This is a genomic window from Pseudomonas sp. R2-37-08W (assembly GCF_003851705.1).
Lineage (GTDB): Bacteria > Pseudomonadota > Gammaproteobacteria > Pseudomonadales > Pseudomonadaceae > Aquipseudomonas.
The window spans coordinates 1,277,162-1,299,442 of record NZ_CP027728.1; the positions used below are offsets into that span (position 1 = coordinate 1,277,162).

16 protein-coding genes and 2 pseudogenes are annotated in these 22,281 nt (G+C 60.9%); 5 read left to right on the forward strand and 13 right to left on the reverse strand.

What is annotated here, in order from left to right; translation table 11 throughout:
* Positions 1-14 precede the first annotated feature (14 nt).
* The 3 genes from C4J93_RS05635 to C4J93_RS05645 are packed head-to-tail and all read left to right on the forward strand — an operon-like array spanning position 15 to position 4,304.
* Positions 15-1,139, forward strand: a complete 1,125-nt coding sequence (locus C4J93_RS05635; protein ID WP_124428805.1) for a GNAT family N-acetyltransferase — start codon at positions 15-17, stop codon at positions 1,137-1,139.
* Complete coding sequence (locus C4J93_RS05640; RefSeq protein ID WP_124428806.1) at positions 1,139-2,917, forward strand: HAMP domain-containing sensor histidine kinase; 1,779 nt, start codon at positions 1,139-1,141, stop codon at positions 2,915-2,917. The genes C4J93_RS05635 and C4J93_RS05640 overlap by 1 nt, the downstream gene beginning before the upstream one ends.
* A complete protein-coding gene (locus tag C4J93_RS05645; RefSeq protein WP_124369806.1) occupies positions 2,907-4,304 on the forward strand; it encodes a sigma-54 dependent transcriptional regulator in 1,398 nt (465 codons plus the stop codon). Before C4J93_RS05640 ends, C4J93_RS05645 begins: the two co-directional genes overlap by 11 nt.
* Before the next feature lie 122 nt (positions 4,305-4,426).
* Here the strand turns inward: C4J93_RS05645 and C4J93_RS05650 are convergent, their stop codons facing one another.
* The 11 genes and pseudogenes from C4J93_RS05650 to C4J93_RS05700 all read right to left on the reverse strand — a co-directional run bounded on the left by C4J93_RS05650 (position 4,427) and on the right by C4J93_RS05700 (position 16,887).
* Positions 4,427-4,765, reverse strand: a complete 339-nt coding sequence (locus C4J93_RS05650; RefSeq protein ID WP_124361500.1) for a GlpM family protein — start codon at positions 4,763-4,765, stop codon at positions 4,427-4,429.
* Positions 4,765-6,044: pseudogene (locus C4J93_RS05655) on the reverse strand (sigma-54-dependent transcriptional regulator). Before C4J93_RS05655 ends, C4J93_RS05650 begins: the two are co-directional and overlap by 1 nt.
* A gap of 53 nt (positions 6,045-6,097) precedes the next feature.
* Positions 6,098-7,999, reverse strand: coding sequence for a sensor histidine kinase (locus tag C4J93_RS05660; RefSeq protein WP_124403237.1), 1,902 nt, complete (start codon positions 7,997-7,999; stop codon positions 6,098-6,100).
* A 169-nt stretch (positions 8,000-8,168) separates the two neighbouring features.
* Positions 8,169-8,903 carry an amino acid ABC transporter ATP-binding protein gene (locus C4J93_RS05665; protein ID WP_124361503.1) on the reverse strand — a complete coding sequence of 245 codons (735 nt, stop codon included), beginning with the start codon at positions 8,901-8,903 and terminating at the stop codon, positions 8,169-8,171.
* Positions 8,900-9,571, reverse strand: a complete 672-nt coding sequence (locus tag C4J93_RS05670; protein ID WP_046071144.1) for an amino acid ABC transporter permease — start codon at positions 9,569-9,571, stop codon at positions 8,900-8,902. The genes C4J93_RS05665 and C4J93_RS05670 overlap by 4 nt, the downstream gene beginning before the upstream one ends.
* A 7-nt stretch (positions 9,572-9,578) precedes the next feature.
* A pseudogene (locus C4J93_RS05675) lies at positions 9,579-10,316 on the reverse strand (amino acid ABC transporter permease); the annotation flags it as partial.
* Between the two features lie 192 nt (positions 10,317-10,508).
* Complete coding sequence (locus tag C4J93_RS05680; protein ID WP_124369809.1) at positions 10,509-11,435, reverse strand: glutamate/aspartate ABC transporter substrate-binding protein; 927 nt, start codon at positions 11,433-11,435, stop codon at positions 10,509-10,511.
* A 377-nt stretch (positions 11,436-11,812) separates the two neighbouring features.
* The gene (gene glpD, locus C4J93_RS05685; RefSeq protein WP_124428807.1) at positions 11,813-13,351 is read right to left on the reverse strand and encodes a glycerol-3-phosphate dehydrogenase; all 1,539 of its coding nucleotides are present in this window, start codon (positions 13,349-13,351) and stop codon (positions 11,813-11,815) included.
* Between the two features lie 249 nt (positions 13,352-13,600).
* On the reverse strand, positions 13,601-14,356 hold the full coding sequence (locus tag C4J93_RS05690) for a DeoR/GlpR family transcriptional regulator (RefSeq protein ID WP_124361506.1): 756 nt from the start codon (positions 14,354-14,356) through the stop codon (positions 13,601-13,603).
* Positions 14,357-14,450: 94 nt separating this feature from the next.
* Positions 14,451-15,956, reverse strand: coding sequence for a glycerol kinase GlpK (gene glpK / locus C4J93_RS05695; RefSeq protein WP_124428808.1), 1,506 nt, complete (start codon positions 15,954-15,956; stop codon positions 14,451-14,453).
* Between the two features lie 76 nt (positions 15,957-16,032).
* Positions 16,033-16,887, reverse strand: coding sequence for an MIP/aquaporin family protein (locus C4J93_RS05700; RefSeq protein WP_124361508.1), 855 nt, complete (start codon positions 16,885-16,887; stop codon positions 16,033-16,035).
* A gap of 325 nt (positions 16,888-17,212) precedes the next feature.
* On the opposite strand from C4J93_RS05700, the gene ybaK reads away from it, so the two are divergent.
* Positions 17,213-17,683: a Cys-tRNA(Pro) deacylase gene (gene ybaK, locus C4J93_RS05705; protein WP_124403241.1), complete on the forward strand. Its 471-nt coding sequence runs from the start codon at positions 17,213-17,215 to the stop codon at positions 17,681-17,683.
* Between the two features lie 61 nt (positions 17,684-17,744).
* Here the strand turns inward: ybaK and C4J93_RS05710 are convergent, their stop codons facing one another.
* Positions 17,745-18,788 (reverse strand): ABC transporter ATP-binding protein, encoded by a 1,044-nt coding sequence (locus tag C4J93_RS05710; protein ID WP_124369812.1) that lies wholly within the window; start codon positions 18,786-18,788, stop codon positions 17,745-17,747.
* Positions 18,785-19,705, reverse strand: a complete 921-nt coding sequence (gene argF / locus C4J93_RS05715) for an ornithine carbamoyltransferase (RefSeq protein WP_124366008.1) — start codon at positions 19,703-19,705, stop codon at positions 18,785-18,787. The genes C4J93_RS05710 and argF overlap by 4 nt, the downstream gene beginning before the upstream one ends.
* A gap of 432 nt (positions 19,706-20,137) precedes the next feature.
* Between argF and C4J93_RS05725 the strand changes: the two genes are divergently transcribed.
* A complete protein-coding gene (locus C4J93_RS05725; RefSeq protein ID WP_124428809.1) occupies positions 20,138-22,246 on the forward strand; it encodes a molybdopterin oxidoreductase family protein in 2,109 nt (702 codons plus the stop codon).
* Positions 22,247-22,281 lie beyond the last annotated feature (35 nt).

Sequence of the window (22,281 nt, forward strand, 5' to 3'; positions counted from 1 at the left end):
CAAAGGGATCAGATGTGATAACCACCCAAGCCTTCCCGACCCTCCGGGCTATCCAGCGCGATGCCTGGAATGACTGTTTTCCTGGTGCGCTGGAAGACTGGGACTATTACCTCGCGGTGGAAAACGCCGCGATCGATGACTTTCAGTGGCGTTACCTGGCGGTTTACGAAGAGGGAACGCTGGCGGCAGTGGCTGTGGCGTTCATCACCCATTATCGTCTCGACACCACGCTGTCGGGCGCCGGCAAGCGCTTGACCGAACGTGTGGCGCGACTGTGGCCGGGTCTGTTGCAACTGGGGTTGTATGCCCTCGGTTCGCCGGTGGCCGAGCGCTGCGACGTCGGTTTTGCCAGTGGCGTGGCGGATGCGCGGCGCCCGCAGTTGCTCAAGCACTTGCTGGAGGTCGCGCGCCGGGATGCGGATGACTTTGGCGTCGGCCTGCTGGCAGTCAAGGACGCACCGAGCAACGACCCGCATTGGGCCGAAAGTTGCCGTGCGGCTGGTTTTCAAAGCATGCCGAGCCTTCCCACGGGCGTGTTGCCGCTGCCTTACGGCTCAGTGGACGCTTACCTTGGCTCGCTGGGTAAATCCACGCGCAAAGACCTGCGCCGCAAACTGCGCGCACCGGGGCCGCGGGTGGAGTGGCGGCACAACATCAATGATGTGCTGCCCGAGGTCATGCGCCTCTATGAAGCCACGCTGATGCGCGCGGACTTGCAGTTCGAACGCCTGCCCGCCGGTTACTTCACGGGGATTCTCGAACAGCTGCAAGCGCGTGCGGTGTGTGTTCTTTACTGGGTGGACGAGCACCTGGTGGCGTTCAACCTGATCCTGCTCGATGAGCATCGGCTGATCGATAAGTTTTTCGGGCATGACATCGCGTTCAGCCGTGAGTACAACCTGTACTTCCGTAGCTGGCTGACCAATGTCGACTACTGTATTCAACACAATATTGCGGTGTACGAGTGCGGCCAGGCCGGGTATGCCAGTAAACTGCGCCTGGGCTGTCAGTTCCAGGGCAACAGCCTGTTCTTCCGCCACCGCAATCGGTGGGTCAACGGCGTGCTCAAGTTAGTCAAAATGTTGTTCCGACCGGATCGTTCCGACCCTGCCATGGCTGCTGCGATAAGCGAAACCTGATGATCACCAAGACCCGCCAGAAAGCCCGCCCCTTTGCCATTTCGCGCTGGAGCGTCCAGCGCAAGCTGGTGCTGGCCTTCTGGCTGGTCAGCGTCATTCCGACCATGATTGCGGCGGAATTGGCCGCCACCACGTTGTCGCAGATTTTCGACAGCAACGTGCGTATCTGGCTGCAGGAGTCGACCAAGATCGTCAAGGACGAGATCGGCGACATCCTTCACGACAACGCGCGCATGGCCAAGCTGTTCCTGCGCTACACCAGCCCACCCTCATCGCGGCAGGCCGAACGGCATGACCGGCTCACCGCCGACATCGCCGATGCCACCGACATCGATGTGGTGGCGCTGATTCGTAGCAGTGATCACAAGGTGGTGTTCAGCACCGCCGCCGACGACATCGTCAAGCAGATCAACCTGACCAGCAATACGGTGTTGCAGACCGTACAGGTGGCCGGTGTCAGCACGGGCCTGGTGGTATCGACCTTCGAAACCAACCGCGATGGCGTCGATTATCTGTTGCTGGTGGCCACCTACCTGGACAGCAGCTTCCTCACCAGCGTGGCCGATGTGCATTCCCTGGACCTGCGTTTGTACCTGGCCAATGCCACGGGGTTTTCCGAGATATTTTCCACCCAGCGCTTCGAAAACCACCCGGCGCGCATCCCGAAGAACGTCGAAGCCGAGCTGCGCAGCACCCGGCAGCCGAGCGAGCAGTTCACCAACCAGTACAGCGGCTTGTACTGGCCGATATTCAACGATGCCGGCGAGCTGCAAGGCGTAATCTTCAGCGGCCTGCTGCGCCACACGAGCCTGGTGGGGCTGGTGAATCAGAGCAACTTGTTCGTGCTGATTTTCCTGGTCAGCTCGGCGCTGTCACTGGCGGCAGGGGTGTGGGTGTCGCGGCGCCTGACCCAGCCCCTGCGGGACTTGTCCCAAGGTGTGGACGCGGTGATCTCCGGCAACTACGCGCATCGGGTAGAGGTCAGCGGCGGCGACGAGCTGGCGCAACTGAGCAGCACCTTCAACCACATGACTGAACGCCTGGGCGAATTGCAACACCTGGAAGCCCAACTGCGCCGGCGTGATCGCCTGCATGCCCTGGGTGAAGTCGCCATGGGCCTGGCCCATGAAATCCGCAACCCGTTGGGCATCATCAAGACGGCCACTCAACTGTTGCACCGACGCGCCGACCTTCCGGACGCCGACAAACGCCACTTGGAGTACGTGATCAGCGAGGTCAGCCGGATCAACGACCTGATCACCGAATTCCTCGACTTCGCCAAGCCCAATCCGCCGATACGCGTACAGCAACCGGCCCGCCCGTTGGTGGAAGACATCCTCGGTTTCTGTGGCCCGGAGTTGAGTAGTCACAATATCGATGCACAGATTGACGACCAGGCGCCCGACGCCACGCTCTACGCGGATGCCAAGCAGCTCAAGCAGGCCTGTCTGAACCTGATTCTCAACGCCATCGACGCGATGCCTGAAGGCGGGCGCCTCACCCTGGGTATCCGCAGCGTGGGTGACACTACCGTGATCAGCATCGCCGATACCGGCCAGGGCATTCCGGCGGATATGGTCGAGCGCATTTTCACGCCGTTCGTCACCACCAAGGCCTCGGGCACGGGGCTGGGCCTGGCCAAGGTCTATTCGATCATGGAGAGTCACGACGCCAGCATCGAGTGCGTCAGTGAGAAAGATGCCGGCGCCACCTTCAACCTGTACATTCCGGCTAACGGTGAAGACGACGGCGAGGATGAGAACGGGCATGACGCATAACGTATTGGTGGTCGACGACGAGCCCAAGCTCTGTGACCTGTTGTCATCCGCCCTGAGCCAGAACGGCATCCAGGTGTTTACCGCTGGTAATGGCCTGCACGCGCTCAAGGTGCTGGAGCAGGAGGACATCGACCTGGTCATCAGCGACTGGCGCATGCCGGGCATGGACGGGCCGGCGTTGCTGGCCGAGATCAAGCAGCGTTATCCGCAGTTGCCGGTGATCGTGATGACGGCCTACAGCACGGTGAAAAATGCCGTGCAGTCGATGCGCAACGGCGCCTACGACTACATTGCCAAGCCGTTCGATATCGACGAGCTGGACATTACGGTGGCCAAGGCCCTTCAGTTTCGCGACATCATGCGCGATAACGCGCGCCTGCGTGCCGAGCTGGATGAGCATGCACAGTTCGACAGCCTGGTCGGTGACAGTCCGGCGTTTCGTAAAGTGCTGCAGGCGGTGGACTCGGTGCGCGACAGCAGCGCAACCATCCTGCTGACCGGCGAAAGCGGCACCGGCAAGGAAATGGTCGCCCGCGCGATCCACAAGCATGGCAGCCGTGCCGACCAACCGTTCGTGGCGGTCAATTGCGCGGCGATTCCTGAGGGGCTGCTGGAAAGCGAGATGTTCGGTCATCGCAAAGGCGCTTTCACCGGCGCCGTGGCCGACCGGGTAGGGCGCTTCATGCAGGCCGACAAGGGCACGCTGTTTCTTGATGAAGTCGGTGATATGCCGCTGGCCTTGCAGGCCAAGATCTTGCGTGCTTTGCAGGAACGGGTCATCGAACCGGTGGGTGATCCCCGCGAGCGCAAGGTGGACGTGCGGGTGATCGCCGCGACCAACAAGAACCTGCTGGACGCGGTGGCCAACAAGGAATTTCGCGAAGACCTGTATTACCGGCTGAATGTCTTCCCGATTCCTTTGCCGGCCCTGCGCGAGCGCGTGGAAGACATCGCACCCCTGGCCCGGCACTTCGCCCGCACCCTCAGTGCGACCGCCGGCAAACGCATCACCGGGTTCAGCCCCGAAGCCTTGCAGGCCATGGCGGCGTACCACTGGCCGGGCAATATCCGTGAGCTGCAAAACTGCGTGGAACGAGCGACCATCGTAGCGGCTTCGCCGGTGATCGAGGATATCGATTTGCCGGGGTATTTGTTTGCTTCGAAACCGAGCGAGGGCGGGGTGACGGCGATCCTCAGCGACGGGCCGGGTGTGCCACAGGACCTGGATGCGGCGCTGGCGGAAGTGGAGAAAGCCTACATTCTGGCGGCGTTGCAGGAGAGCAATGGCGTGCAGGCCGCGGCAGCAGCGAAGATCGGTATTTCGGAGCGCAGCTTCTGGTATCGCCTGAAGAAGCTGGGCATCCAAGTCGACAAAATAGTCCGCTGACACACTGTGGTTAAAACTGTGGGAGGGGGCTTGCTCCCGATAGCGGTATGTCAGCCATGAATTTATTGACTGACCCAACGCCATCGGGAGCAAGCCCCCTCCCACATTTGGACTGTGGTGTGTCAGGTGTGTAGGCGTACCCAGACGCTTACCAGGACGGTTGCCGCCATCAACCAGGCCACCGCTGCCACGGCGAGCGACGCCTCCAACCGCATCCGATCCACCATCACATACAACGTCGCCAAGTACACAAAGTACGGAATGATCGACCACATCCCAAACACAATGGTGGTCTTCAGATCCTCGACCGAGCGGCCCTTGCCGACGATGTAGTGGGCGATCAGCGCGAAGGTCGGAAACAGCGGCACCAAGCCTGCGATGTAATAGTTTTTGGTCTTGGCCAGTGCGGCCAATATAAGCACCACCGCCGCGCCGAGGGCGGCTTTCAAGAATAGATCCATCAGTGACTCAACCCGTATTTTTTGACCTTGTCGAACAGCGTGGTCTTGGCCATTCCCAGTTCCTGGCTGGCCTGGGTCAGGTTGCCGCCGCTGCGTTGCAGGGCGTCAACGAGCAGGTTGCGCTCGAAGGCTTCCACCGCCTCGGTAAAGGCCAGGCCGTGGGTGCTGCCGCCCGTGCCGCTTTTCTTGAATGCGGGCAGGCCCAGGGCGAAGCGTTCGGCGACGTTGCGCAGTTCGCGTACGTTGCCCGGCCAGTCGTGGCTCATCAGGCTCGACAGAGTCTGGTTGTCCAGCTCCGGGGCGATGCGATCGAAGCGCAGTGAGGACTGCTGCAGGAAGTGTTCGAACAACTGCAGGATATCTTCACGGCGCTCGCGCAGTGGCGGCAGTTCCAGGGTGACGACATTGAGACGGTAGTACAGGTCGCTGCGGAACTGGCTGGCGCGGCTCAGTTCATCGAGGTCGGACTTGGTGGCGGCGATCACCCGGCAATCCACGGCCACGCTCTGGTTCGAACCCAGGCGTTCAAGGGTGCGCTCCTGCAGGACCCGCAGCAGTTTGATCTGCAGGTTGATCGGCATGCTTTCCACTTCATCGAGAAACAGCGTGCCTTCATGGGCGTGCTCGATCTTGCCGATGCGGCGCTTGCCGGCGCCGGTAAACGCGTTGGCTTCGTGGCCGAAGATCTCGCTTTCGAACAGGTTCTCCGGCAGCCCACCGCAGTTCAGGGCGACGAACTGGTGGGCGTGGCGCCGGCTGAAGTCATGCAGACAGCGCGCGACCAGCTCCTTGCCGGTGCCGGTTTCGCCTTCGATCAGCACGTTGGCCGACGTGTCGGCAACGTTGGCGATCAGTTCGCGCAGGTTTTGCATCGCCGGCGAGCGCCCGATGATGCGGCCCTCCAACGAATCGCGCTCGGCCAGTTGGCGCCGCAGCGACCAGACTTCCCGCGCCAGCCCACGCTGTTCTAGGGCACGACGGGCGACGTCTACCAGGCGTTCGGGGAGAAGGGTTTTTCCATGAAGTCGTAGGCGCCGTTGCGCATGGCGCCGACCGCCATGGAGATGTCGCCATGCCCGGTGATCAGCACCACCGGCAGGCTTTTATCCAGCGCCTTGAGGCGCGTGAGCAAGGCCAGGCCATCGATGCCCGGCAGGCGAATATCGCTGATGACAATGCCGGCAAAATTCTCGCCGATATGGGTCAACGCTTCTTCGGCACTGCCCACGCCAACGCTGGGGATGTCTTCCAGCGCCAATGCCTGCTGGCAACCCAGCAGCACGTGGGGGTCATCTTCGACGATCAGGACGGTGAGGTCTTGGGGTTCAATATTCATGTCGACTCAACTTTTTCAGCGCCCGCCAGCGGCAGGTTCAGGACAAACGCGGTACCACCAGCGGCCGGATGTTCCACGGCCAGGCTGCCGCCGGTGGCCGCCGCAAGGCTCGCGGAAAGGGTCAGGCCCAGGCCCAACCCTTGCTCGCCGGGCTTGGTGGTGAAGAAGGGCTCGAACAGGTGTTTGCGTGCCTCGGGGTCGATGCCGTGGCCATTGTCGCGCACCCGCAGGCGATATTTGCCCTCGGCGCTCTGGCCTTCCAGCCACAACTGCGGCGCCGGTTGCGCCTGCATCGCATCGAGGGCGTTGCCGATCAGGTTGACCAGGATCTGCTCCAGGCGCGTCTGATCGATCTGCAACTGGGCATGGGTGAAGTCACGGTGCACGGCCAGGGGCAGGTTGTCCAGGCGCGCGCCGAGCACCTGGAACGCGGCGTCCACCGCCTTGGCCAGGTTCGCTTCGCCCTGGTCGTCACCGCGCCGGGCGAACGAGCGCAGGCTGGCGGTGATGCGACCCATGCGATCGATCAGTTCGTTGATGGTCTTGAGGTTGGCGCTGGCGGTGTCCAGGGCCCCACGTTCGAGGAAGCGCACGGTGTTGCCGGACAGGGTGCGCAGCGCGGCCAGGGGTTGGTTCAATTCGTGGGCGATGCTGGTGGACATCTGGCCGATCGCTGCGAGTTTGCCGGCCTGCACCAGTTCATCCTGGGCACGGCGCAAAGTCTCTTCGGCCTGGCGCCGTTCGCGGATCTGGCCTTTGAGGCGTTCATTGCTGGCACGCAGGTCGGCGGTGCGTTCGGCAATCCGTCGTTCCAGCTGGCTGTTGGCTTCCTGCAAGGCCTCCCGTGCGGCGAGGCGGGTGGCGATGACCTTGCGCCGCTCGTTCCAGGCAATCAGCAAAAACGCGACCAAGCCAAACGCGACGGCGACCAGGATGCCCTGGTTGATCGCGGCGCGGCGTAGTTCATTCAGCGGGGTGAGCAGGGTGAAGTTCCACGGTGTGTCATTCAGTGGCCGGGTTTGCGCCAGGTAACTGACTTCTTGCTTGTCGTTGACCACTTCGCTGTTGGCCGGGAAGGTCAGCTTTTCGCTGCCTTCGTTCAGCCGCTCGCGGGCCAGGGGCTCCAGGGCGTCCAGTGTCGACCAGTAATATTGCAGGCTGTTAGCCAGCCGGTCCCTGGTGTCTTCGCTCAGGGGACGCACGGCCTTGAGGCGGCGGGCCGGGTCACTGGACAGGATGATGATGCCGTTTTCGTCGCTGACAAAAGCTTCGAGGCGCGCGCGTTGCCAGCGCTCTTCAAGCGCTTCCAGGCGGACCTTGACCACGGCGACGCCGATGATCTTGCCATGCTCTTCCAGGCCGTGGGCCAGGTAGTAGCCGGGTTCGCCGTTGGTGCTGCCGATGCCGTAGAAACGACCGGGCTGGCCGCGCACGGCGTTCTGGAAATAGGCGCGAAAGGACAGGTCTTCACCCTGGTAACTGTCGGCGTCGCGCCAGTTACTGGTGGCCAGCACTCGGCCGGTGGTATCCATCACGTAGATGGCGCGGCTGCGGCTGCGGCGGTTCAAGCCTTCGAGGTAATCGTTGACGGTCTTGCGGGTTTCCTGGTTGGGGTCAGCCAGGAGCAGGGAAACGCTGGATTCCAGCTCAAGCAGGCTGGGCAGGTAGGTGTATTTGCTCAGTTCGCTTTCGACGGTGCGAGCGTGCAACTCCAACTGGCGTTCGCCGTTGTCGCTGAGGGTGCGGATGCCATAGTACTCACTGACGCAGAAGCCGATATAACCCAAGCCGATCATCAGGGCGATGATCAACGGCGGCAGGAACAGTTGACGTATCAGGCGAGGCTTCACGGCAAGTGATGGCGGCGCAGCGCGATAGGGGGTGGGGTCGCATTTCATCACAGATGCCTTGGGTCAACCAGCGCTGCCGGCCTGTGCGGTCAGTGTGGGAGGGGGCTTGCCCCCGATTGCAGTGTGTCAGTCGGTATATCTGTCGCTGATCTACCGCTATCGGGGGCAAGCCCCCTCCCACATTGGTCCGGTTTCTTCAGTGGATGCGCTTTAATACTTAGTGCTGCAGGATTTTCTCGAGGAAGTGCTGAGCACGTTCGGAGCGGGCGCTGATGTCGCCGAAGAACTCTTCTTTCGGGCAGTCTTCGATGATCTTGCCGGCGTCCATGAAGATCACGCGGTCGGCCACTTTGCGGGCGAAGCCCATTTCGTGGGTCACGCACATCATGGTCATGCCTTCGTGGGCCAACTGCACCATCACGTCGAGCACTTCGTTGACCATTTCCGGGTCCAGCGCCGAGGTCGGTTCGTCGAACAGCATGACGATCGGGTCCATGGCCAGGGCGCGGGCAATCGCCACACGTTGCTGCTGGCCACCGGACAGTTGGCCTGGATGCTTGTGGGCATGGGCCGACAGGCCGACGCGCTCCAGCAGTTGCAGGCCCTTCTTGGTGGCTTCTTCCTTGCTGCGGCCGAGCACCTTGATCTGCGCGATGGTCAGGTTCTCGGTGATGGTCAGGTGCGGGAACAGTTCGAAGTGCTGGAACACCATGCCCACGCGCGAGCGCAGTTTCGGCAGGTTGGTCTTCGGGTCGGCAATGGAAGTGCCATCGACGATCACGTCGCCCTTCTGGAACGGCTCCAGCGCATTCACGCACTTGATCAGGGTGGACTTGCCCGAGCCGGACGGCCCGCACACCACGATCACTTCGCCTTTTTTAACCTCGGTGCTGCAGTCGGTCAGCACCTGGAAGTCGCCATACCACTTGTTGATGTTCTTGATAGAGATCATACGGCAAACCTTTTTTGCAGACGCTTGACCAGCAGCGAGGCGGAAAAGCTGATGATGAAGTAGACGACACCGGCGAAGATCAGGAACTCATTGGAGCGGCCGATGATGTCGCCGTTGGAACGGGCAGAGTTGAGGAAGTCCACCAGGCCCACGGTGTAGACCAGCGACGTGTCCTGGAACAGGATGATGCTCTGCTGCAGCAGCAGCGGGGTCATCTTGCGAAACGCCTGGGGCAGGATGATCAGGCGCATGGTCTGGCCGTAGGTCATGCCCATCGCCTGCGCGGCGGCCATCTGGCCCTTGGGAATCGACTGCACGCCGGCCCGCACGATTTCGCAGAAGTACGCGGCTTCGAACATCATGAAGGCCACGACGCAGGAAGTGAACGCGCCGATCGGCGTGTCTTCACCGGTGATCCAGCGCAGCACGAACGGCACCGCCAGGTAGAACCAGGTGATCACCAACAGCAGCGGGATCGAACGGAAGTAGTTCACATAGGCGCCGGCCACACGGGACAGCAGCTTGCTGGATGACAGGCGCATCAGCGCGAGGATCGTACCCAGGATGATGCCGCCGACCACGCCCATGACCATCAACTGCAGGGTCATGACCATGCCGTTCCACAGGCCCGGGATCGCGGGGATGATACCGCTGAAATCGAAGTCCATTATTTACCCCCACGGAGATCAGGCCGGGCACCGCGACTTTCTTCTCGACCACGCGCATCAGCAGCATCAGGCTCATGTTCAGGGTGAAGTAGATCAGCGTGGCCAGGGTGAAGGCTTCAAACAGGTTGGCCGAAAACTCGGCGGTCTGCTTGGTTTGCGCCAGCAGTTCCATCAGGCCGATCAAGGACGCCACGGAGGAGTTCTTGAACACGTTGAGGAATTCGGAGGTAAGCGGCGGAATGATGATGCGATAGGCCTGGGGCAGCAGCACGTTCCAGTAGATCTGCGGCAGCTTGAAGCCCATGGCGCGCGCGGCGGCTTCCTGGCCACGGGGCAGCGCCTGGATGCCGGTGCGCACTTGTTCACACACACGGGCGGCGGTGAACAGGCCCAGGCACACGACGACGCTCAGGTAGGCCGAGGTGGTCGGGTTCAGGTCTTGTTTGTACCAGTCCTGCAGGTTCTGCGGCAGCAGATCGGGTATCAGGAAATACCAGATGAACAGCTGAACCAGCAGCGGCACGTTACGAAACAGTTCCACGTAGCAGGTCGCGATGCCCGATACGAGGCGGTTTGGCACGGTGCGCATGACCCCCAGAATGGAGCCCAGCAGCAAGGCAATGATCCATGCCACGACAGCGATGGCGATGGTCCAGCCCAGGCCGGCGATGTACCAGTCGAGATAAGTCTCGCTGCCAACGCCGGTGGACTTGAAGAACACGCCCCAGTCCCAGTTGTAATTCATTAGGGTCTCCCCTCGAGATCGATCGATGTACAAGCACCCGCTTGGGACAATCCGTTCCCTCCTGACGTTGAACGTCAGGCACACGCAATCGGCTCGAAAACCGCCAGGTCGAGTGTTCCAAGTTAAAGCCAGCAGGTAATTACAAACGCCTGAGGGAGTTTGGCTCCCTCAGGCGATAAGGTTAGCCAGGTTTTAGATCTTTACTTCCGGAGCCGGTTTGTCGCTCGGGTTCTTGATCAGTTCCTTGACCTTGTCGCTCATCGGGAAGTTGAGGTTCAGGCCTTTTGGTGGAATCGGGCTTTCAAACCACTTGGCGTAGATCTTGTTGATTTCGCCGGACTTGTACAGGCTGGCGATGGCGTCATCCACGGCTTTCTTGAAGTCCGGGTCGCCTTTGCGAACCATGCACGCGTAGGCTTCGAAGGACTGCGGAGTACCGGTGATCACCCAGTCATCCGGCTTCTTGGCCTTGGCTTCTTCGCCGGCCAGCAGGGCGTCGTCCATCATGAAGGCAACCGCGCGGCCGCTTTCGAGCATCTGGAAGGATTCGCCGTGGTCTTTGGCGGAGATGACGTTCATGCCCATCTGCTTGTCGGCGTTCATCGCCTTGATGATGCGCTCGGACGTGGTGCCGGCGGTGGTCACGACGTTCTTGCCTTTCAGGTCGGCAAAGTCAACGTAGGACGGCTTGCCATCCTTGTCTTTCTTGACCAGCAGACGGGTGCCGATTTCGAAGATGTTGGTGGTGAAGTCAACTTGCTGGGCGCGTTCGGCGTTGTTGGTGGTGGAGCCGCATTCCAGGTCCGCGGTGCCGTTCTGGATCAGCGGAATACGGGTCTGCGATGTCACCAGGTTGTATTTGACCTTCAGATCGGGCTTGTTCAGGTCTTTTTTCAGGGCTTCAACGACGGCCAGTTGAATGTCATGGGAATAGCCCACGGGTTTGCCCGAGCCATCCGCAATGTAGGAAAACGGGATAGAGCTGTCGCGGTGAGCGAGAGTGATAGTGCCGGAGTCGTTGATTTTCTTCAGCGTGCCGGTGAGTTCGGCGGCGAAAACTGGAGTGCTGATCAGAGCAGCAGCGATAGCTGCGCCCAGGATATGGGGAACGATGCGCATCAATACTTCCTCGACATTTGTTTTTTTATAAAGCCAGCTAAACGGCTCTCTTGTACAGCGAATGCCTTGACGGCTGCTGAGGTGTCTCAGGCAATCGTCAGGAAGTGTAGAGCATGAGTCGTGCCATACCGAAAACAAAAGCCTAACCAGTTGATTTATATGGTTATTAACTTTGTATGACAGTGTCAGCTTACTACCGGGGTACGGCAAACCGAATAGGAGCAGGTTCTGCGTTCGGAAAACCGAATGGCAGGCACTCCTAAGGTAGGAGCGAGCTTGCTCGCGAAAAACGCAAAAGCGCCGCGTTTATTCCGGATAAACGCGGCGCTCTCAGGTTTTTCGCGAGCAAGCTCGCTCCTACAGGTGTCGGCCGGGCGTCAGGCCGCTTCGATCTTGCTGCGCGTCTGTTCAACCTTGGACAGGTAGCGTTGCAGGTTGTCCTGCTCTGCTGCAGTGGTGAACAGGCCCAGCTTGGTGCGGCGCCACAGCAGGTCCTGAGGCTGGGTTACCCATTCTTCGGCGCACAGGTAATCGACTTCGCGGGTGTAAAGGCCACCGCCCAGGTGCTCACCCATATCGGCCAGGGTTTGCACACCTTCCAGCAGGCGCCAGGTGCGGCTGCCGTAGGTGGTCGACCAGCGACGGGCGATCTCGCTCGGCACCCAGTCGAACTTGCTGCGAATAGCCTCGGCCAGGGCTTCTGGCGTGGTCATGTCTTCGCCGCCCGGCAGACTGGCCTTGGCGGTCCAGCTTGGGCGCATCTGGGTGAAGTACGGCGCCAGTTGCGCCATGGCCGATTCGGCGAGCTTGCGGTAAGTCGTCAGCTTGCCGCCGAACACCGACAGGATCGGCGCCTCGCCGCTGCCGCCGGACAGCGACAGGGTGTAGTCGCGGGTAATGGCCGACGGGTTGTCCGATTCGTCGTTGCACAGCGGGCGCACGCCCGAATAGGTGTGGACGATATCGTCACGGCTCAGCTGTTTCTTGAAGTGTGCGTTGACCACCTTGAGCATGTAGTCGGTTTCACCTTCGGTGATCGTAACTTTCGCCGGATCACCGGTGTATTCGCGGTCGGTGGTGCCGATGATGGTCAGGTGATTGAGGTACGGAATCGTGAAGACGATGCGCTGGTCTTCGTTCTGCAGAATGTGCGCATGTGCACCTTCGTAGAGTTTCGGCACGATCAGGTGGCTGCCCTGGATCAGGCGAATGCCGTAAGGCGAATCCAGGTTCAGGTCGTCCTTGATGAACTTGGCGACCCACGGGCCGGCGGCGTTCACCAGCGCCCGGGCGCGGATCGAGAACAGGCTGCCATCGGCGCGTTGCATGTTCATTTCCCACAAGCCGTTGCTGCGGTGGGCACTCACGCAACGGGTCTGGGTGTGGATATGCGCGCCTTTCTCACGCGCGGCCATGGCGTTGAGCACCACGAGGCGGGCGTCGTCGACCCAGCAGTCGGAATATTCGAAGCCTTTGGTGATTTCGCTTTTCAGCGGGCTGTCGGCACCGAACTTGAGGCTTTTCGAACCGGCCAGTTTCTCGCGCTTGCCCAGGTGGTCATACAGGAACAGGCCGGCACGGATCATCCAGGCCGGACGCAGGTGCGGACGGTGCGGCAACACAAAGCGCATCTGCTTGACGATGTGCGGGGCCTTCGCCAGCAGTACTTCACGCTCGGCCAGGGCTTCGCGTACCAGGCGGAACTCGTAATGTTCCAGGTAGCGCAAGCCACCGTGGATCAGCTTGCTGCTGGCAGAAGACGTGTGGCTGGCCAAGTCGTCCTTTTCGCAAAGGAATACCGACAAACCGCGCCCGGCTGCGTCTGCTGCAATGCCGACGCCATTGATCCCGCCGCCGATTACGGCAACGTCATAGACTTCGGCAAGCGGTGGTGCAGGCAAGGTAGAAGGGTTCATCGGCTGGCCTCGCGATCTTTTCGTATTGGAATTCGAACATTAATGTTCATTTGCGAAAATGGTAGCTGATAAATGCGCGCGCAGCCAGCCAACTTCGATTGAAAAAACTCATCGAAGGGTAGGGAAAGGAAAATTTGTGAACTGATAGTTCCCACGCTCCGCGTGGGAATTGAGCCCATGACGCTCTGCGTCACAGCGGACGCGGAGCGTCCTGCGGTGCATTCCCACGCGGAGCGTGGGAACGAGAAGTCAGACGACTTCCAAACGAACCTTATGCTGATTCAACAACTGCACCAACGCCGGCACCGGCTGCTGATCAGTCACCAGGCAGTCCACCAGACTGATCGGCCCCAGGCGAATCATGGCGTTGCGCCCGAACTTGCTGGAGTCCGCGGCCAGAATCACTTGTCGCGCATTGGCGATGATCGCCTGGGAAACCCGTACTTCCTGATAGTCGAAATCCAGCAGGCTGCCATCCTCATCAATGCCACTGATACCCACCAACGCAAAGTCGACCTTGAACTGGTTGATGAAATCAACACTGGCCTGGCCTACCACGCCGCCGTCACGGCGCACATTGCCGCCGGTCAGCAACACATCGAAGTCGTCCTTGGCACTGAGCATGGTGGCGACGTTGAGGTTGTTGGTGATGATTTTCAGGTGATGGTGATTGAGCAGCGCACGGGCGATGGATTCGGTGGTGGTGCCGATATTGATGAACAATGAGGCGTGATCGGGGATCTGCGCCGCGATGGCTTCGCCGATACGCTGTTTTTCATCGCGCATCTGGTCGGCACGCATGGCGTACGCGGTGTTCTCGACACTGGAGTCATAGGCCGCGCCGCCGTGGTAGCGGCGCAGCAGATTGGCGTCCGCCAACTGGTTGATATCGCGGCGGATGGTTTGCGGGGTGACGACGAACAACTGCGCCATTTCCTCGATACTGACGTAGCCGCGTTCGCGGACCAGCTCGAGGATTTGTTGTTGGCGGGGAGGCAGATTCATGGGGCGTCCTTTGGGCTGCCATACAAAAGTGGCCCATGATGACGCAGGAATCCGCTCCCTGCCAGTTACAACCGGTGGAGATCCGGCGCTTGGCTTATTCGGCGCCTTCGTGCGGCTCCCAGTCGCGGGTGCGGCTGACTGCTTTTTGCCAGCCTGCGTAGAGTTTCTCTTTAGCCGCTTCATCCAGCTGTGGTTCGAATTCGCGCTCGATCACCGCTTTGCCGCGCAGCTCGTCCAGGCTGCCCCAGAAGCCACAGGCCAGGCCCGCCAGGTACGCCGCGCCCAATGCCGTGGTCTCACGCATTTGCGGACGCTCGACCTGGGTACCGAGGATATCGGCCTGGAATTGCATCAGGAAGTTGTTGGCCACGGCGCCGCCGTCCACACGCAGGGCTTTGAGGCGTTCGCCCGAGTCCTGTTGCATGGCGTCGAGCACGTCACGGGTCTGGTAGGCAATCGACTCCAGGGCTGCACGAATAATGTGATCCACGCGTACGCCACGGGTCAGGCCGAACAATGCGCCACGGGCATACGGGTCCCAGTACGGCGCGCCCAGGCCGGTGAAGGCCGGGACCAGGTAAACGCCGTTGCTGTCCTTGACCTTGCCGGCAAAGTATTCGGTGTCGTGGGCGTCGTTGATGATTTTCAACTCGTCACGCAACCACTGCACGGTGGATCCGCCGTTGAAGACTGCGCCTTCCAGTGCGTAGGCCACTTCGCCACGCGGGCCGCAAGCGATGGTGGTGAGCATGCCATGCTTGGATTTCACCGCTTTGTCGCCGGTGTTCATCAGCAGGAAGCAGCCGGTGCCATAGGTGTTTTTGGCCTGGCCGGGCTCGACGCACATTTGGCCGAACAGCGCGGCTTGCTGGTCGCCAGCAATGCCGCCGATGGCGATGCCGCTTTTGGTGCGGCCGTAGATCTCGGACGAAGATTTAACTTCCGGCAGCATTTCCCGTGGAACGTCCAGAATCTCCAGCATCTTCGCATCCCATTCCAGGGTGTGGATGTTGAAGAGCATGGTGCGCGAAGCATTGGTGTAGTCGGTGACGTGGGTCTTGCCGCCGGTAAATTTCCAGATCAGCCAGCTGTCGATGGTGCCGAACAGCAACTCGCCGTTGCGAGCACGCTCGCGGCCGCCTTCGACGTTGTCGAGGATCCACTTGAGTTTGGTGCCGGAGAAGTAGGGGTCGGTGACCAGGCCTGTGGTGTCGCTGATGTATTGCTCGTGGCCGTCGCGCTTGAGCTGCTGGCAGATCTCGGTACTGCGGCGGCACTGCCAGACGATGGCGTTGTAGATCGGGCGGCCGGTGACCTTGTCCCATACCACGGTGGTTTCGCGCTGGTTGGTGATGCCGATGGCGGCGACCTGGTCGTGGTGCAGGCCAGCCTGGGCCAGCGCCTCAACCATCACCGCGCTCTGGGTGGCGAAGATTTCCATCGGGTCATGCTCGACCCAACCCGCCTGCGGGTAATGCTGGACGAACTCGCGCTGGGCGGTGCACACCACGTTGGCGTCACGATCGAAGATGATCGCGCGGGAACTGGTGGTGCCCTGATCGAGGGCAATGATGTAGTTCTTATTCTGAAGGTCGGTCATGTCAATTGCCTTGGACGAAATAAGGAAGTCAGAAATCAGCCGGGGTCACGAAGGGCAGGGACCCTGGCTGGCGCTTTCAGGAAATGCGGGTGTTGCCGTTGACAGCCGTGTCAGTTGTTTCAGCTATAGCAGGTGCGGCGCTCGGCAGGTGACGGGCAATCAGCCCGCGATACGCTGCAGCGCCGAGGCATGCGCCCACAATCGGCGCGAAAATCGGTACCAGGAAGTAAGGAATATCGCGGCCGCCAGTAAAGGCCATTTCACCCCAGCCAGCGAAAAAGGTCATCAGCTTGGGCCCGAAATCCCGCGCCGGGTTCATCGCAAAGCCGGTCAACGGGCCCATCGCGCTGCCAATCACGGCGATCAACAGGCCGATCAGCAACGGCGCCAGCGGGCCGCGGGGCAGGCCATTGTTGTCGTCGGTCAGGGCCATGATCACGCCCATCAGGATCGCGGTGATGACCATTTCCACCAGGAACGCCTGGGCCGTGCTGAGCAGTGCATGAGGATAGGTGGAGAACACTGAGGCCAACTCCAGGCTGGCCTGGGAGCCACGTACCATGTGGTGGGTTTGTTCGTAATCGAAAAACAGATTGCTGTAGAGCGTGTACACCAGCGCGGCGGAGCAGAAGGCGCCGGCGATTTGGGCGAGGATGTAGAACGGCAGTTTGCGTTTTTCGAAATCGGCGAAAATACACAGAGCGATACTCACCGCCGGATTGAGGTGAGCCCCGGAAATACCGGCACTCAGGTAGATCGCCATGCTCACGCCGACCCCCCAGATAATGCTGATTTCCCACAAGCCAAAGCTCGCACCCGCGACCTTGAGCGCAGCGACGCACCCGGTACCGAAGAAGATCAGCAGCGCAGTGCCGAGGAATTCGGCCATGCATTGGCTCGAAAGTGAAGGCTGTTGAAGAGCAGTTGTCATGGAAAACCTCAGTTGTTGTTCTTGTCTGGCGCAGGCCTCAACGGGCCGTTGCGCGATTTTCACCGAGACGAGGATCCCCATCCTGTGTCACGGCTTACTGCTCGAGTACCGAGGGCTATTCCTACAGTATTCGGAAACGAAAAAATATAGACAAGAATGACCGCTGTCAAAGGTCGAAAGTGAACTGCTGGTCACTTTCGAACTATAGGTTTGATGAATGATCACGCTCATCACATTAAATAGGGTTGGCGAATAGGGCGGACTAGAGCGTTTTGTGCGGGGTTGGCCTAGAATCGAGTCTCAGTTTGCTACGTCCGGAGAGGTCATGACCCCCGCATTGGATTTGTTGAAAAAAGTTCGCGCCGAACATCGCATCCATAGTTATGAGCACGATCCCAAGGCGGCTTCGTATGGCCTGGAGGCCGCGGAGAAATTGGCTCTCGACCCGGCGCAGGTGTTCAAGACCTTGCTTGCCAGCAGTGAGAAGGGCGAATTGTTGGTGGCGGTGGTGCCGGTCGTCGGAAGTCTGGACCTGAAAGCCCTGGCTCACGCGGCGGGCGTCAAGAAAGTCGAAATGGCCGACCCGGCGGCGGCGCAGCGCTCCACCGGGTATCTTTTGGGCGGCATCAGCCCTTTGGGGCAAAAGAAGCGCTTGCGCACGTTCATCGATGTGACGGCGCAGCCGTTTGCGACGATTTTTGTCAGCGCCGGCCGGAGGGGGTTGGAGGTAGAGTTGCCAGCCAGGGTGTTGGCTGAACATACCCAAGCCACCTTCGCGCCGATTGGTCGGGCCTGATTTTCAGCCCTGCGCAGATCCAAATGTGGGAGGGGCTTGCCCCCTCCCACAAGGTAGCAGCTTACGCCTGGAACAGCACCAGATGCTCGGCGGCCACTCGAATGCCCACATCCGTGCCCATCTGCTGATCGACGTGGCTGGGGAAAATCGACTCCAACTGCGCACCGGTCGGCAACTGTAGGCGGTACAGGGTCGACGCACCGAGGAAGGTCTTGCCAACAATCCGCGCTTTGAGAGCACTGTCCGGCGCATAGACGATGTCATCCGGGCGCAGCAACACCTTCACCGCGCCACCGGTGGCCCAGGTATAGGCACGGTTGCCGCGCAGCTCGCCCAGCTCAGTGCTGACGGACTCGGGCGAGCTCAATTGACCCTGGATGAAATAGCCCTGGCCGATAAAGCTGGCCACATACGGCGTCTGCGGTTCGTGGTAGAGGTTGTAGGGCGTGTCCCACTGCTCAAGACGGCCCTCCTTGAACACGCCCACGTGATCGCTGACGGCGAAGGCTTCTTCCTGGTCATGGGTGACCAGGATCGCGCTGGTGCCGCGCGCCTTGAGAATGTCGCGCACTTCATGGCTGAGCTTGCGCCGTAGTTCGCCATCCAGGTTGGAAAAGGGTTCGTCCAGCAGCAGCAGCTGCGGCTCCGGCGCCAGGGCGCGGGCGAGGGCGACACGTTGCTGCTGGCCACCGGAAAGCTCGTGGGGAAAGCGTTTGCCCAGGTCTTTGAGGTTGACCAGTTCCAGCAATTCGGCCACCACGCGGTCTTTTTGCGGGTGCTTGCGGATGCCGAAGGCGATGTTGTCGGCCACGCTCAGATGAGGAAACAGCGCGTAGTCCTGGAACACCATGCCGATACGACGTTTCTCGGGTGCCAGCGTGAAGCCGGCACTGGAGATCACTTCGCCCGCCAGGCTGATTTCGCCTTCGTGCACCGGCTCGAACCCCGCAATTGCACGCAGGGTGGTGGTCTTGCCGCAGCCCGAGGAGCCCAGCAGGCAGCCGATGTCGCCAGCGTTGAGGTGCAGATTGAGGTTCTGCACCACCCGTTGATCTTGATAGCCGCATGCCAGATTGCGCAGGTTCAGCAGTAATGGCTGGCTCATGCGTGGTGGTACGACGGCGGGACGAGAAATTCGAGCAGGGCCTTTTGCGCATGCAGACGGTTTTCGGCCTGGTCCCAGGCGACCGAGCGTGGGTCGTCGAGCAGGTCGAGGCTGATTTCTTCGCCACGGTGGGCAGGCAGACAGTGCATGAACAGCGCGTCCGGCGCGGCCAGGTCGAGCAGGGCACGGGTCACCTGGAACGGCGCGAACAGGGCCAGGCGCTTGGCGGTTTCGTCTTCCTGGCCCATGGAGGTCCAGACGTCGGTGCTGACCAGATGGGCGCCGACCACCGCGTCTTTCGGATCGCGCAGCAGTTGCACGCGACCATCGGCCTTGGCCAGGAACTCGGCGCTGGGTTCGTAACCCTCGGGGCAGGCGATACGCAGGTGGAAGTCGAACTGGATCGCGGCTTCTATATAGCTGTTGCACATATTATTGCCGTCGCCGATCCAGGCCACGGTCTTGCCCTGGATCGAGCCGCGGTGCTCGAGGAAGGTTTGCATGTCGGCCAGCAACTGGCATGGATGCAGGTCATCGGACAGGCCGTTGATTACCGGCACGCGCGAGTTGGCGGCAAATTCGGTCAAGGTGCTGTGGGCGAAGGTGCGGATCATCACGGCGTCGAGCATGCGCGACATCACGATGGCGCAATCGCTGATCGGCTCGCCACGGCCCAATTGGGTATCGCGCGGCGACAGGAAGATCGCCTGGCCACCCAGTTGGATCATGCCGGCTTCGAAGGACAAGCGGGTGCGGGTCGAGGACTTCTCGAAAATCATCCCGAGCACGCGGTTTTTCAGAGGCTCGAACAGTACACCGCGGTTACGCAGGTCTTTAAGCTCAATGCCTCGACGGATCACGCTGACCAGCTCTTCGGGCGTGCAATCCATCAGGGAGAGAAAGTGCCTTGCGCTCATCATTAACTACCTTTTGCAACAGACCGCAGATACTCAAAGCCTTGTTTATTGTGACAACGGGCGAGACCTGCGGCGAAAGCCGCACGGGGCGACGAAATAGGGGAAGGCGCGATATTGACATTAAATGTCGCGTCTTACCAATAGGGCTACGGTTTTTAAGGGTGTTCAAGCAGGGCGCCGAAGCGCTTTTGAAGACGGTTTCCTGACAGCAGCGGCCCATTTGTACACTGGCGTCGAGACCTTTTGCAATGCGCAGGGGCGGGTCCGGGCCTGGTTTCAGCGGTTTCAGGCGCGTGCGGGGAGGTTTCCGAAACATTTGCTCACTCTTGGCCGTGCTTTGGCCTATGGCTGCCGATTCACCGCGCGAACGTTGCTGGCGCACCGAGCGGTCGCGGCCCATAGTTGAACAAAGCCCTTATAAAAAGACTGGCCATGACCAAGACTCTCCATCACCGTGCCTGCCACCTATGCGAAGCGATCTGCGGCCTCACCTTGGAAACCACCCAAGGCGACGACGGCAGCCTGGCGATCACCTCGATCAAGGGCGACCCGTTGGACACCTTCAGTCGGGGGCACATCTGCCCGAAAGCGGTGGCGTTGCAGGATATCCAGAATGACCCGGATCGCCTGCACCAGCCTATGTTGCGGGTGGGTAACGAATGGCAACCAATCCCGTGGGAAGAAGCGTTTGCGCTGGTAGCCGAACGCCTCGCGGGCATTCAGGCCCGGCACGGGCAGAATGCGGTGGCGGTGTATCAAGGCAACCCCAGCGTGCACAACTACGGGCTGATGACCCACAGCAACTACTTTCTCGGCCTGTTGAAAACGCGTAACCGGTACTCCGCGACGTCGGTAGACCAACTGCCCCATCACCTCTCCAGCCACCTGATGTACGGGCATGGCTTGTTGCTGCCGATTCCGGACATCGACCACACCGACTTCATGTTGATCCTGGGCGCCAACCCGCTCGCCTCCAACGGCAGCATCATGACCGTGCCAGACGTGGAGAAGCGCCTCAAGGCCATTCAGGCCCGAGGCGGCAAAGTGGTGGTGGTTGACCCTCGCCGCAGCGAGACGGCGGCGATTGCCGATCAGCACCTGTTCGTGCGTCCTGGCGGTGACGCGGCCTTATTGTTCGGGCTGCTCAACACCCTGTTCGCCGAGGGATTGACCCGCGACAGCCATTTACCGGTTGATGGTTTGGAGACCGTGCGCCAGGCGATCGCCGGGTTTACCGCCGAGGCCATGAGCCGTCAGTGTGCGGTGCCTGCCGAGCAGATCCGCCAACTGGCGCGGGACTTCGCGGCGGCGGATAAAGCGGTGTGTTACGGGCGAATGGGCGTCTCGACCCAGGCGTTCGGCACGGTGTGTCATTGGCTGGTGCAACTGATCAACCTGGTGACCGGCAATCTGGATCGGGTAGGCGGCGCCTTGTGCACCACGCCGGCAGTGGATTTGGTGGCCTCGACCGGCGGCGGGCATTTCAATCGCTGGCAGAGCCGCGTGTCCGGGCGGCCCGAGTACGGGGGAGAGCTGCCGGTGTCTGCCCTGGCCGAAGAAATGCTCACCGAAGGCGAAGGGCAAGTCCGCGCCCTGGTGACGGTGGCCGGCAACCCGGTATTGTCAACGCCCAACGGCCGGCAGCTGGAGCAGGCGCTGGATGGGTTGGAGTTCATGGTCAGTATCGACCTCTACATCAACGAGACCACGCGCTATGCCGATCTGATCCTGCCGTCCACTTCGGCACTGGAGAATGATCACTACGACACCACCTTCAATATGTTCGCGGTACGCAACGTCACGCGCTTCAATCGCGCGATCCTGCCCAAGCCTGAAGGTGCGCTGCACGACTGGGAAATCTTCGTCGGCCTGGCCAAGGCATTCTCGGCCCACACCGGCGTGGTGCTCAAGCCGACGATGCCTCCCGCGCAGATGATCGACTTCGGGTTGCGCGCCGGGACTTACGGGGATGCATCTGCGCGCAAGCTGTCGGTGGCGATGCTGGCCGATCATCCCCATGGCGTGGATCTGGGGCCGCTCCAGCCAAACCTGGCCGAGCGGCTGAAAACCGCCGATGGCAAGGTGCAGGCGGCGCCGCTAGTGATCCTGGCGGACCTGGCGCGTTTTGCGGCGCAACCGGTGCCCGTGGCTGACGAACTGCTGCTGATCGGTCGTCGCCATGTGCGCAGCAATAATTCCTGGATGCATAACTATCATCGGCTGGTGAAGGGTAAGCCGCGCCATCAACTGCTGATGCATCCTGATGACCTGGCCAGTCGGCAATTGAACGACGGTCAGCGGGTGCGCGTCAGCTCACGCATCGGCATGGTCGAAGTCGAGGTGGTCGCCAGCTTGGACATGATGCCCGGCGTGGTCAGCCTGCCGCATGGCTGGGGGCACGGGCGCCCAGGTGTGCAGATGAGCATCGCCAGCGGTCAGCCGGGGGCAAGTGCGAATGATTTGACCGATGAGCGGCAGTTGGACGAGCTCTCCGGCAATGCGGCGCTCAATGGCGTGCCCGTGAAAGTTGCAGCGGCGTGAGGCTGGCTGTCGGCGCGCCCGAGCATCCTGCAGGT